This window comes from Solibacillus sp. FSL H8-0538, from assembly GCF_038003525.1.
GTDB lineage: Bacteria > Bacillota > Bacilli > Bacillales_A > Planococcaceae > JBBOPI01.
Genome location: NZ_JBBOPI010000001.1, coordinates 920,020 through 932,106, shown reverse-complemented (window position 1 = coordinate 932,106; position 12,087 = coordinate 920,020). Strand labels below are relative to the sequence as shown.

Below are 12,087 nucleotides of genomic sequence, written 5' to 3'. Positions count from 1 at the left end.
CCTCACATTTTTTACTACTATATGCGAATAGAGACGAAATAGAATAGGAAACAATAGAAAAACGTCCCTCACTTCCACTAGAAGTTAAGAGACGTTCACTGTCATTTATTTTTTTGATTTTGTCAAGAAGCTATTAACGGCCTCGTGATGAGCTTCACTTTCCCATAACTTCGCACATGTACGAACTTCTTCCATAACGCGCTGATACATATTACGCTCACGCCATTTACGCAGCTCAATTTCCTTATAAGCTTGATGAACAGATGGATGAACTTTTCGCATTTCATAGATGAATGCTTCAAGCGCTTCTTCTTTCGACCCGTCAAATACACGCATTGCCCAGCCGATATCATAAAGCAACTGTGCTTCGTATGGTTTTGCATCTACAAGCATTTTCAGCGCTCTATCGTGGCGTAATCCGCGTTCAAACAAATACGTTCCACCACCCCAGCCGCTTGTAATCCCTAATGTCCCTTGAATAAAGCCACATTTCGCATCACTCGCCACCAACCGAAAATCACAGGCTGTTGCGATTTCGCAGCCACCACCAACAGCCGTACCGTTAATAAGCGCAATCGTCGGGACCGGTAACGTCGCTAAATCATATAATATTTTCCCCATTTTACTTAGCATGCCAAATGCTTGGTCCTCAGTTTCAAGCGCATGAAATACCGACAAATCTCCACCAGAGCAAAATGATTTTTCCCCAGCCCCAGTAACGACTAAAAAGCGTACATCATTATGCTGTTTAATATATGTAATAACCTCATTTAAACCATTCATGACGTCATCATTAACCGCATTGCGTTTTTCTTCGCGATTAATCGTGAACGTCAAAATACCATCATTCTTCTGAATTAAATATGCCACCTTGTCCACCCCTTTGAAATTATCGTACTATAACACATATCACTATTTATAGTAGCGAACGATCACACGTTTGACAAGTGAATTAATTGAATATTCAGGCCGACACGACGTCGGTCAGCTAGCCGTTTCCACACGACGTGGCGACTTTAGGCTAGCTCCCTTTGTACAGGATGTTAGTCAGTCAGTCGTTGCCACAGGACGTGGCGATTTTAGGCTAGCTCCATTTGTACAGGATGTTAGTCAGTCAGTCGTTGATTAGTCTCTTGTGTTACTGCAGCATCAAAAAAGATATCTAGCTTCGATCGTACGTAAATATACTTTTCGAAAACTCCGAACGTTCCAGTTCATACCGAGCCTAAACAGACGTTCTCGTCATGAAAACAGAAAAAGGCTAGAGGAGAGCCATGGTCTCTCTTCTAGCCTTTATATAGCGCAAATACTGAATTATTTGCTTACTACTTCTTTACCTTTGTATTGTCCGCAAGCTTTGCAAACGTGGTGAGATAATTTAGCTTCTCCACAGTTTGGGCAAGCTACCATACCAGGTAATGATAATTTGAAATGCGTACGACGCTTTCTTTTTGCAGTTTTAGAAGTTCTTCTAAATGGTACAGCCATTGATGGCACCTCCTTACAGATTATCTATTCATCTGTTTGATCAAAATACTTAGCTAAAGCAGCCAGTCTTGGATCCAATTTTGGTTCGTCAACTTTTCTCGCTAGCTCTACATCTTCATCCGTTGTGTAAGACCAGTTTTCTCCGCCATGCACTTGTCCTTCGGTATTCTCTTTGAATACTTGCATAGGCACTTCGAGAAGAATCAACTCCTCTAAAACCGGCTTCATGTCGACAACATCACCATCAAGATAGTGAATCTCACCGTCATCATCCCCGCGTTTAAGTTCATCGATCCAGCTAAAAACTTCAACTGTTTCAATACTTACGGGAAACTCAACATCTTCCCACGTGCGAGCACATGGAAGCGTCAATGTAGCACTAACCGTCAAGTGACAAGTCATTTGGGATGCACCAAAAGTACATAGCCCCTTTACATGAACGGGTGAAACGTTACGAATATCTTGGTTACGAATCATAACTTCATCCAACTGAACATACGTATCAATTGGTAGCCCGTTTTGTCGATACTTAGATAATTGATGAATTGACCATTTCATTCGTTAATCACCTCGAGACAACACTCATGATTATATATTGTTGAAAAATAGATGTCAAGATAATTTCTTGTCACTACTTCAAAACATGCTTATAATCAATATAAATTAGTTTAATTTGCAAGAAACGGAGCAATATTACTAAAAATGTACAAAAATTTTAGTACTGTTCGATTAACTATACAAAGATACATTTTACTGCGAGGAGGAAAAATATGCAAGCAGTCGGTATTGTCGTTGAATATAATCCGTTCCATAACGGTCATTTTCACCACGTAAATGAAGCAAAACGTGTCACAGATGCAGATGTCACTATTGCCGTAATGAGCGGGCAATTTTTACAACGGGGTGAGCCAGCACTCGTTGATAAATGGCATCGCACAAAAATGGCGTTAACAAGCGGCGTCGATATAGTCATTGAACTACCTTACGTTTTTAGTACAGCACAGGCTACTCAATTTGCATTTGGGGCCGTCCACTTGCTATCTGCTATGCAATGTGAACATCTTGCGTTCGGTAGTGAGCAAGGAAGTATTGAGCCCTTTTTAAATAGCTACCATTTAATTGAAGATAACCGCGTGGCTTACAACGCTTCAATAAAAGAGGCTGTTACTTCCGGGATTAGCTATCCACAAGCATTACACACCGCTTATGAACAGCTTCAGCAGCAAACGCAGGATTCATACATTGATTTAGCACAACCTAATAATATTTTAGGTTTTCATTACATTGAGGCTGCACAACAATTAGCAAGCCCGATAAAGCCTGTAACCATTCAGCGCATTGAAGCCGGTTATTATGACGATATTAACGCACAAAGCCATATAGCGAGCGCTACGGGTATTCGCAAGGCTGTTTTTAATGGAGGCTCGCTAAATGAGGTAGCACAGTTCATGCCGAATGCGAGTGTAAATGAATTACGTAGTTGGCAAACGTCTTACGGAAAATTTACGAGTTGGGAAAACTTTTGGCCACTATTGCAATACGCAATCCTTCGTCACACACCACAGCAGCTTAAGCAGTACGCAGATGTATGTGAGGGACTAGAAAACGCATTAATTAAACACGCAATGGTTAGCTCATCTTACCAGCAGTTTATGACGCTATTAAAATCCAAGCGCTATACGTGGACACGTTTACAGCGTATGCTCACACATATTTATACGGGCATCACAAAAGACCAGCTACATGCCTTTTCAGCACCGTCATATATTCGTGTGCTCGGTATGACAAAGCAAGGACAGGCTTATATTTCAACGCATAAAAAATCTTTGGCGCTACCGCTTATTAGTCGCGTCGCTGCCACTAGTGACCCGATGCTTGCACTTGATTTGCGAGCGACGACAATGTATAGCTTAGGCGTGCAGCATTTCTCCCATAAAAAAATAGGCGAAGATTATAAAACTCCGCCTATTCGTATTTAATTTTTCGGTTGTAGTGACGCTAAATAATCAAGAGCGTCATCAATCGTTTTAACAGGCACAACCTTCATTGAAGTACCTAGTTGTTTAGCAGTTTTTACTGCGGCCTCATAATTTGAGACGATGTTTGGGTTGTATTTAAGCATCGTTTCTGTTATTTCGTCGTCTGGCGCAAAGAAGATTTCCATACCATCTTTGTCAGCAGCTACAATTTTTTTCTCAATGCCCCCAATACGACCAACCGTACCAGCCTCATTCATTTCACCCGTACCTGCAATCAAATAGCCATGCGTTAAGTCCTCGTCAAGTAATTGGTTTAACATTTCAAGGGTAAACATTAAGCCTGCAGATGGCCCACCAATATCTTCTGTTTTGACATTTACTTTTGGATCCGTTTTAATCGATTTACTCTCTGTAAAAGTAATTCCTAGCCCAATTCGGCCATCACTATCAGGAATTTCTTTTAACGTTAACGTTTTATCAATTAATTTATTATTTCGATCAACTACTAGCTTTACTTCATCATTTACTGCTTTATTATTTAATCGTTCAACGAGCATCGCCTGCTGCTTAATACGCTCCCCGTCAATTTCTACAATTTCATCGCCTGGCTTTAATACGCCATCCGCTGCTCCACCTGTCAGAACATTTAGTACAAAAACGCCTTTATACGTAATGCTATAATCAAGCCCAGCCTTTGAAAAAGCTATATAAGAAGCATTAAACTGTGAATCCGTCATTAATTTTAACTGACGCACATTATATTCTTCATCATCCTCTTCCTCTTGACGAACCGAGTCTAATTCCATGATTTCTTCATATTCTTTAAACTGTGCAATCATATACGTAAAAGGGGTTGCGCGTGACAAGGATACTGTCATAAGACTGAATGAGCCTTCGTCATCCTCATCTCCATTTTGAATCGTAATAAAGTCACTCACATTATAAGCATGACCAGGCTTCATAACATAAGAATCCAACCGATAGAGCATTAAAAAACCAACAATGATGATTCCAATAATGGCCCCTTTTGAAAAAAATTTCATTATGTATTGCACCTCCTATAGTAGCGTACGACTAATTATTTTTTGTCGAGCATATATTAGTTTAGCACTTGATGAAACGAATGACAAAAAATCGAAAAGGGCTGAATGCATCATTCTATCTATTTTACTTTGCTTATCACTCATTATTTTACTGTTGCTCTTCCCACAAGTTGCACACGAAGGAGCCGATTTAGGTGTATCACTATTTATGGATGCGCTCTTCCCTTATTTACTACCTTATTTAATTTTAACGAACTGGCTCATTCGATTAACTGCGCAACCAACTGGCAAATCTTCGTTCTCTTTATTTTTTAAAACGTATTGCATTAGCGCTGTAGGAGGCTTTCCAACAGGAGCAGCAACAATTGCTCATTTAACGCGGCAGGGGGAACTACAAAAAAAGCAGGCCGCTTATTTACTTGGTATTTGCCATAGTCCAAGCCCTTTATTTATGTTTGGCTTTGTTGGGATGGATTTATTTGGCTCTACGACATTTAGTTGGAATTATTTATTATTATTACATAGCTTCTCTCTTATTTTTTTAGTAATTATTTATCTACTTATTCCTGCGACTAGGACAACTGTATACGAACATGTAGTAGACCCGCAGCCCTTTACTAATAGCATTAAGGACAGTATTCCTACTGTACTCATCGTTGCGTCAACCATTGTTTTTTTCACAACTATTTATACTGTTTTTTTATATAGTACAGATGTTTTATTCCAATCATTACCTCAAGTTTTCGAGCTATTCGTAGCAGGGGCATTGGAGATGACAAATGGCTTATTTTTAGTGCATCAGCATTTAGACGGATCTATGTTAGCTGTTATTACCGTGTTATTTTTAACAACACAAAGCCTCAGTATTCATTTACAAGTTATTGTCATCGCTAGAGGAGCCGGAATTGCACTTCGGCCTTATATTTGGATTCGCCTCCTCTATAGTATTTTAATGCCGTGTCTATACCTGCTATTTTTTCTTTAAAACAAAAAAAATGCGACAAAGTCAAAAGTAACTTTGTCGCATTCGTTTATCCCGTATTACCGTGCAGTAAGAACCACCTATTGAAGTGTCTTTTTAATTTGTATTGTACTTTTGTTTTAATGCTTGCTCCACTACTGCAGGTACAAGCTCGCTAACATTACCACCGTATTTCGCTACTTCCTTTACAATACTCGAGCTTAGGAAGGAATACTGATTTTTCGTCATAATGAAAAATGTTTCAATACTTTCGTCTAGTACGCGGTTCATCGACGTAATTTGCATTTCGTATTCGAAATCCGAAACGGCACGCAAGCCACGTACGATCGCGATTGCTTTTTTTTGTTGCGCATATTCTATTAATAATCCTGAAGAACTTTCAATACGAATATTAGGAAAATCACTCGTTACTTCTGCGATTAAGCTCATACGCTCTTCAATCGAAAATAACGACTGTTTCGCTGAATTATTTAATACAGCAACATAAACGACGTCAAAAACATCTGCTGCACGTTTAATAATGTCTAAATGACCTTTCGTAATTGGATCAAAGCTTCCAGGTACTACTGCGATTTTTTCAGACAATCGTTTCTCCCTCTTCCCCTAGGCCGCTATATATCGAGATAATTGTTCCTCCGTATGTTTCTTTACGCGTTAACTTAAACGATCCATAGCTTTCCGGCAAGTCCACTTCCGTTGAATGCTCACACATAATAATCGCATTAGGTGCGAGCTTTTCCCCTTGTACAAGCATCTCGACTAAATCATAATATTCTTTTTTATGATATGGTGGGTCGACAAATAAATAATCAATCACAATATCTCGTTTTAATAAACCTTTTACCGCACGATTCGCATCGGTACGAAAAGCTTCAGATTCCTGCTCGTAGCGGCATTTTTTTATATTTTCTTGTAATGTTTGGAAGGCACGTCCATCTTTTTCAACGAAAATGGCACGATCTGCGCCTCGGCTTAAACTTTCAATGCCCAGACCACCACTTCCTGCGAATAAATCCAGCGCTGTTCCTCCATCAAAAAATGGACCAATCATGTTAAAAATAGATTCTTTTACTTTATCTGTCGTCGGCCTAGTTGTATTGCCGTTAATGGCTTTTAACGGCATGCCTTTGCGATCTCCCGCTACAACGCGCATATATTCCCACCAAACTTTCTGTATTATCCCTTATTGCTGTGCTGTCGTCGATGTAATCGTAATACGATTATCTGATTTAGCCAATTCCACTAAAAATAGTCGTTGTAACCATGATTCTTCAATATAATAGTCTCCCGCTACCTTTTTCACAGGTTCTGATACTGTATTGTACCTACGTTGATTGAAAACGTAGAACCCTGGCTCGACAGGGAAACGGAAGACGCGTGTTTCACTATTTACATAAAAACCATTTTTCCCCTCTGTTGCCTCATAACCGAGCGCATTTAATACTGGCACTGCTGAATACAAAATTTGGCCATCCTTTAAAATAATTTGGACGTCTTTTTGTAACGTAATGTCGACGTATAATTCCCGGATGTCATTAAATAAAAACGGATATGCTCCTTTTGACTGGGCATTCATCGTAATATAGCGCGTACTTGCACCGAAGACATGCGTTAATTCCTCGTCTAAAACCTTTGGATTTAGTGCTTGACCCTCGAGTGATTGCAAACGATTTGTCCAGTCCTTCAGCTGCTTATCTGTCATTTGGTTCGTTAATGACTCGACTACTTTAGCTGTTTTATCACTACCAAAAACTGTACCTGTTAAATACGAGGCGACTAGCTCTTTAACCCAGTGCGGGCTGTCCCCAAACTTATATAATGATTCGACTTGCGAGATAATGACATTTTTCTGTACTTTAGCAACCGTAATATCCGGTAAAAATAGTATACGATCACCTTCCGCATTTGCAGAATTCGCTCCATTTACGATAGCAATATGGTCTTCATTTAAAAACTTTATCTTGGCCATTTTTTCATAAAAAGCGTTTTTCAGTGGCGATTTTGAATAAATCGATACAATATCAGTTTGTTTTTGTAACGTAAACTCACCTGTTTGCCAGTATAAATCCTTCACCTGTCCCATACCGCTAAACATCGTGTAATTTACGAGCGACAATGACTGCTGACCAATTAGTGGTAGTCCTGTTACCCATTGCCCGCCAATCGAGCTTTCTGTAGAAATATGGACAGTTGAAAACTGAACATCTCCATTTTCTAACGTGACAAATAAATCCTTCATTAATTGTTTAGATTTTAAGCCGCCATCAAGGGGAATTATGTAGGACAACGATTGAGCACGTGTATCGCCTGCCTCAAACTTCGTCGTATCCTCACTCAAACGCGCGCAACTCTGCTCTGTCTCGATAAAACAGCTTGGGTTTACGGCATCTTTGGGCCAGTGAATAGAAAGCGCTTGATTCGGTAAATTTTTAAAATGCTGGCGCACATCTAAACTTTCCCCTCGGTAAACAATTTCAATTTCTTGTGAATATTTATATGCTTCCTCTGCTGTATCAAGATGATCTGAATATACTTGATATTGCACAAAAAGCATCGCGCTAATTAATATTACTAAAACAGAAAAAATGCTAACTGCAATTTTCATGTGCCTGTCCTCCTGCATCATGATACTATGTTATGGAAAGGATGTGTCTAAAAATGATTCAACAATTTATCGAACTAGGGCAAGGCTATGGAGATATTTATGAGCTTTGCGAATTAATTAAAACGAATGAAGAGCGCTTACATAACGCGTTCATTTTTACTGCCAATAATGAAGGTAAAATGGTTGCTTCGATCGCTGTCGCTTTCAAACCAGTAGGCGAAAGTAAATTCATGCCCATTTATATTTGTCGTGAAGGAATTCCTTTTAATGAAGAAAAACCTTCAAAACGTATCGAAATTTTCCAAGAAGCCGTTGCTGCAACAGGTAAACAAGAAAGTATTTTCGAAATTAAGCACTCTTCTATTTTTTCGGAAACAAAATTATTTTATCAATACGTAATCGGTATTTTACGACTAAATCACTATATTCCGCCGATGCAATAATTATAGTCCAACCTTATAATCATACTCTTTCGCTTTATCTGGTCGTGCATTTTCAAATTCCGTCTTTAAGTAAGGGCGGAATGATTCAACAACGTCTTTCACAAATGGAAGGCGTTGTATTTTATTTTTAATCGATTCAATGTCTTCACGATTACAATAAATTACTACATATTTTAATTTTCTAGAAATATAATGGACGTGACCATATTTACGTAATGATTTGGCGTGTTTCAACTGATGTACATACACGATTAATCCTTGTCGTTCATTCATATAATTTCCCTCATTTCTTATTAAAAGCATACCAAATGTGCTATTTGATAGCAACAGAGTTTAGCTGACAGCAGACAGTATTTTCCGTTATAATAGGAATCATAGAGTGAACTTACACCTCATATGGAAATCATACACGTATGCTCTATTTTTCGTAAGAGAAATTGTTAGCTTTGGAAACGAATTATGTAAGGTTAGAGGAGGACGAACTATGGGGAAAAAAACGAAGGTAGCTCTTGCTATTGCTGCAGCTAGTGCGGCAGCTTGGGCTGGGACAAAGGCGATTTCAAAACCACAAAAGCGTGAAGGGAAAGAAGCGTTACAATTCGGACGTCCTATCGTTCTTGCACATCGCGGCGGTGCACATTTAGCACCTGAACATTCGATGCTTGCATTCGATCAAGCGACAGAACTGGGTGTAGATGGATTTGAGGTTAGTATCCGTTTAACGAAGGATGAAGAGATTATCGCATTTCATGACGCAACAGTAGACCGTACAACTGACGGTGCTGGTTATGTTAAAGATTTAACTTTAGCGGATTTACAGCAGTTAAACCACGGCTTCAATTTCGAATGCTTAGAAGGTAATACACCTTACCGCGACGAGCAAGTAACAGTAGTAACATTACGAGAAGTGCTTGAGAAATTTACTGACAAATTAATCGTAATTGAAATCAAAGACGGCCCAGATACGTATGAGGGTAGCTTAATGCCGTCGAAGTTATGGCGATTAATCGAGGAGCTAGGTGCACAAAATAACATTGTTGTGACGAGTGTTTACAGTGAGCAAATCGACCGCTTCAACTTATACGCACAAAATCGTGTTGCCTTAGGAGCTGGCGATGCAGATATTAAAAAGGCGATTACTGCATTTTCAAGCCAGTTTGGGCATTTATACAATCCCAAAATAGATGTGTTCAAAGTTCCACTTAAGTCAGGTGTATTCTCTTACGATTCACCAAAATTCGTGAAGTTTTTAGCTGATTTAAACGTGCCGCTACTTTATACTGGTGTTAATGATTTAATGACAATGAGCCGCGTTGTTCGTAATGGCGCATTCGGCATCGTAACAGATCGCCCTGACATCGCACATACATTATTACAAAAAGTTCAAAAAGCATAAGAAAAGCACATTCGCGCCCGTTTGTATGCGACAAGCGCTGGCCGAGAATGCCTAGATATTCCTAAAAAGTTATGGTTTCTTATCTAAAAAAATGCCTGCGTCAAAAGTGGAAATTTCACTTTTGGCACAGCCATTTTCATTAAATTATGACGAGCAAGAACAGCCGCCGCCTGTGCCGCAACCTGTGCCACAAGAACCACTGCTTGCAAAAAACGGATTGCTTACCGGAACTTTAACAGCATCAGATACTGAACGCCCAATTAATAAGCTAACCTCATCTAACAAATCTTGATAATCATTTTCCGCAATTTTTAAAGCGGCGACGCGTTCATTTAAATCAAGCGCACGCTTTTGCTCGCGAATCTTTTTCATGATTGTATGATAGTCCGGGTGATATTTCCCGAAGCGTTGTACATCCTCATAGTGATCCTTCATCCTTTGAAAAGCAGCAATTTCCACTGCGAGCTCTTCATCCTTATAAACGGCCGTATATGCATGACGCAAACTATGCGCCTGCTCAGAAGAAAGAATCATGTTACTTAATTCATCGACCTCATCTAAAATAATAGCCCATTCAGAAGTCATTAGCATTGTAAATTCCTCCAATCTGACACTATCATAACAGAAACTATAATAAATTTGTTATTTTGTCTTCCTCGCACATATAGCTACATTTTCATTTTTCGTAATTTAGCGACGTTCGTAGCACGTTCTGCACACAGTCATAATCTGAAAATGGTAACGTACGCCCACTAATTGTTTGTGTTCGTTCATGCCCTTTTCCGATAATCACAACAGTATCACCCGCTTTCGCAAGCTCCAGTGCTTTTCTAATGGCATTCTTACGGTCTAATTCCACGTCAAATGCCTGGTTAGCTGAAAACCCTTCTTGAATTTGCTCGTTAATTTTTACTGGTGATTCGCCTCGGGGATTATCTGTTGTTAAATAAATAAAATCGGCAAATGTGGAGGCAACCATACCCATTTTGGCTCTTTTTTGTTGATCTCGTTCTCCACCGCAACTAAATACTACTATTACTTTATTTTTTGCTTGTTTCCGTACGACTTGCAATACCGCACGGAGCGCCTCTGCTGTATGGGCGTAGTCAATTAAAATCGTAAGGCCGATATCATTCTTTATCCGTTGCATACGTCCTTCAGGTAATGTTATATGCTGCGCGACATTACACACATCCGCAAACGGAAATCCGAGCGTACAGACCGTCGTAATCGCTGCTAGCATATTCGAGCGCTGATAATCACCCATTACCGGGAATGTAACGACTTTTTCTTGTTGTTCCGTTTGTATACAGCATGTAGAAAAGCCCTCTTCTTCTGTAATGAGTTGGAGCTGTACATCTACTCGGTTGCCACAGCCGAAATAGTGTTTCTTTTTTTTCGACAGTACACCGATGGAACGACAAAAAGCATCATCGCCATTTAAAACGAGCTGATCACTTAATTTGGCAAGCTGTTGCTTAGCAAGTTTATAATTTTCAAAGCTTTTATGGTCCTCAATATGGTCCTCAGACAAATTCAAATAGACCCCAGTTGTAATATGGCAGTGATCCAGTCGATGCGTTGCAAGCCCCATTGAAGAAGCTTCTAGAATGACATATTCAACATCTTGATATACCGCTTCTTGCAATAATCGATGCAACTGTTTTGGTTGTAACGTTGTCAGTGACTCTAGTTGATGAGTTGTGCGCTCTCCTTGTAAATAAACCCCGTTTGTGCCAATAACCATTGTTTTTTTATGTAGCTTTTGCAAGATTTGCCCTATAAAATGTGTAACGGTTGTTTTACCATTCGTCCCTGTTACCGCAACAACTTGCAATGCTTCAGATGGGAAATGAAGTAGCTTGGCACTGGCGAACGAAATAAACTTCAATACATTTGGCACCCATATAATCGGCACAGGAGCAATAAGTTGGTCAAGCTTTAATTCATCTTCAACGACGATACCACTTGCTCCCCTAGCGAGTGCCTGATGAATAAACTCAGCGCCGTTATTATGTCTTCCCTTTCGTGCAACAAATAAATCCCCTGGCTGAACTTCCCTCGCATCATCTTCAACTCGTTTAACGTCTACGCGAACGGAGCCCTTCACTGTGCATGGCCAATCTTTGATGAGTTCTGCTAACTGCACAT

At 39.6% G+C, this 12,087-nt stretch carries 14 protein-coding genes; 4 read left to right on the top strand and 10 right to left on the bottom strand.

Annotated features, from left to right (window positions below; all coding sequences use genetic code 11):
• Window positions 1–105 precede the first annotated feature (105 nt).
• The 3 genes from MHH87_RS04235 to MHH87_RS04225 all read right to left on the bottom strand — a co-directional run bounded on the left by MHH87_RS04235 (window position 106) and on the right by MHH87_RS04225 (window position 2,046).
• Complete coding sequence (locus MHH87_RS04235; protein WP_340748082.1) at window positions 106–870, bottom strand: enoyl-CoA hydratase/isomerase family protein; 765 nt, start codon at window positions 868–870, stop codon at window positions 106–108.
• 444 nt (window positions 871–1,314) lie between these two features.
• Entirely contained in the window at window positions 1,315–1,488 is a 174-nt protein-coding gene (rpmF, locus tag MHH87_RS04230) for a 50S ribosomal protein L32 (protein ID WP_340748081.1), read from the bottom strand.
• A 24-nt stretch (window positions 1,489–1,512) separates the two neighbouring features.
• Window positions 1,513–2,046 carry a YceD family protein gene (locus tag MHH87_RS04225; protein WP_340748080.1) on the bottom strand — a complete coding sequence of 178 codons (534 nt, stop codon included), beginning with the start codon at window positions 2,044–2,046 and terminating at the stop codon, window positions 1,513–1,515.
• A gap of 212 nt (window positions 2,047–2,258) precedes the next feature.
• On the opposite strand from MHH87_RS04225, the gene MHH87_RS04220 reads away from it, so the two are divergent.
• A complete protein-coding gene (locus MHH87_RS04220; protein WP_340748079.1) occupies window positions 2,259–3,467 on the top strand; it encodes a nucleotidyltransferase in 1,209 nt (402 codons plus the stop codon).
• Here the strand turns inward: MHH87_RS04220 and MHH87_RS04215 are convergent.
• The gene (locus MHH87_RS04215; protein WP_340748078.1) at window positions 3,464–4,510 is read right to left on the bottom strand and encodes a SepM family pheromone-processing serine protease; all 1,047 of its coding nucleotides are present in this window, start codon (window positions 4,508–4,510) and stop codon (window positions 3,464–3,466) included. The two genes, MHH87_RS04220 and MHH87_RS04215, sit on opposite strands and share 4 nt — an antisense overlap.
• Between MHH87_RS04215 and MHH87_RS04210 the strand changes: the two genes are divergently transcribed.
• Entirely contained in the window at window positions 4,485–5,495 is a 1,011-nt protein-coding gene (locus MHH87_RS04210; protein ID WP_340748077.1) for a hypothetical protein, read from the top strand. The genes MHH87_RS04215 and MHH87_RS04210 overlap by 26 nt on opposite strands.
• Window positions 5,496–5,588: 93 nt before the next feature.
• Here the strand turns inward: MHH87_RS04210 and coaD are convergent, their stop codons facing one another.
• From coaD to MHH87_RS04195, 3 genes are read right to left on the bottom strand one after another with little or no spacing between them, the layout of a single operon-like run.
• A complete protein-coding gene (gene coaD / locus MHH87_RS04205; protein WP_340748076.1) occupies window positions 5,589–6,077 on the bottom strand; it encodes a pantetheine-phosphate adenylyltransferase in 489 nt (162 codons plus the stop codon).
• Window positions 6,070–6,645: a 16S rRNA (guanine(966)-N(2))-methyltransferase RsmD gene (gene rsmD / locus MHH87_RS04200; RefSeq protein ID WP_340748075.1), complete on the bottom strand. Its 576-nt coding sequence runs from the start codon at window positions 6,643–6,645 to the stop codon at window positions 6,070–6,072. The genes coaD and rsmD overlap by 8 nt, the downstream gene beginning before the upstream one ends.
• Window positions 6,646–6,675: 30 nt before the next feature.
• The gene (locus MHH87_RS04195; protein WP_340748074.1) at window positions 6,676–8,097 is read right to left on the bottom strand and encodes an RNA polymerase II; all 1,422 of its coding nucleotides are present in this window, start codon (window positions 8,095–8,097) and stop codon (window positions 6,676–6,678) included.
• Between the two features lie 53 nt (window positions 8,098–8,150).
• Here MHH87_RS04195 and MHH87_RS04190 point away from each other — a divergent pair, with 53 nt between their 5' ends.
• Window positions 8,151–8,540: a DUF7147 family protein gene (locus tag MHH87_RS04190; RefSeq protein WP_340748073.1), complete on the top strand. Its 390-nt coding sequence runs from the start codon at window positions 8,151–8,153 to the stop codon at window positions 8,538–8,540.
• Here the strand turns inward: MHH87_RS04190 and MHH87_RS04185 are convergent, their stop codons facing one another.
• Entirely contained in the window at window positions 8,541–8,813 is a 273-nt protein-coding gene (locus MHH87_RS04185) for a YlbG family protein (RefSeq protein WP_340748072.1), read from the bottom strand. It lies immediately after the preceding gene.
• 211 nt (window positions 8,814–9,024) lie between these two features.
• On the opposite strand from MHH87_RS04185, the gene MHH87_RS04180 reads away from it, so the two are divergent.
• Window positions 9,025–9,936: a glycerophosphodiester phosphodiesterase family protein gene (locus MHH87_RS04180; protein ID WP_340748071.1), complete on the top strand. Its 912-nt coding sequence runs from the start codon at window positions 9,025–9,027 to the stop codon at window positions 9,934–9,936.
• A 144-nt stretch (window positions 9,937–10,080) separates the two neighbouring features.
• Here the strand turns inward: MHH87_RS04180 and MHH87_RS04175 are convergent, their stop codons facing one another.
• Window positions 10,081–10,527, bottom strand: coding sequence for a YlbF family regulator (locus tag MHH87_RS04175; RefSeq protein ID WP_340748070.1), 447 nt, complete (start codon window positions 10,525–10,527; stop codon window positions 10,081–10,083).
• Between the two features lie 85 nt (window positions 10,528–10,612).
• On the bottom strand, window positions 10,613–12,085 hold the full coding sequence (locus MHH87_RS04170) for a UDP-N-acetylmuramoyl-L-alanyl-D-glutamate--2,6-diaminopimelate ligase (RefSeq protein WP_340748069.1): 1,473 nt from the start codon (window positions 12,083–12,085) through the stop codon (window positions 10,613–10,615).
• Window positions 12,086–12,087 lie beyond the last annotated feature (2 nt).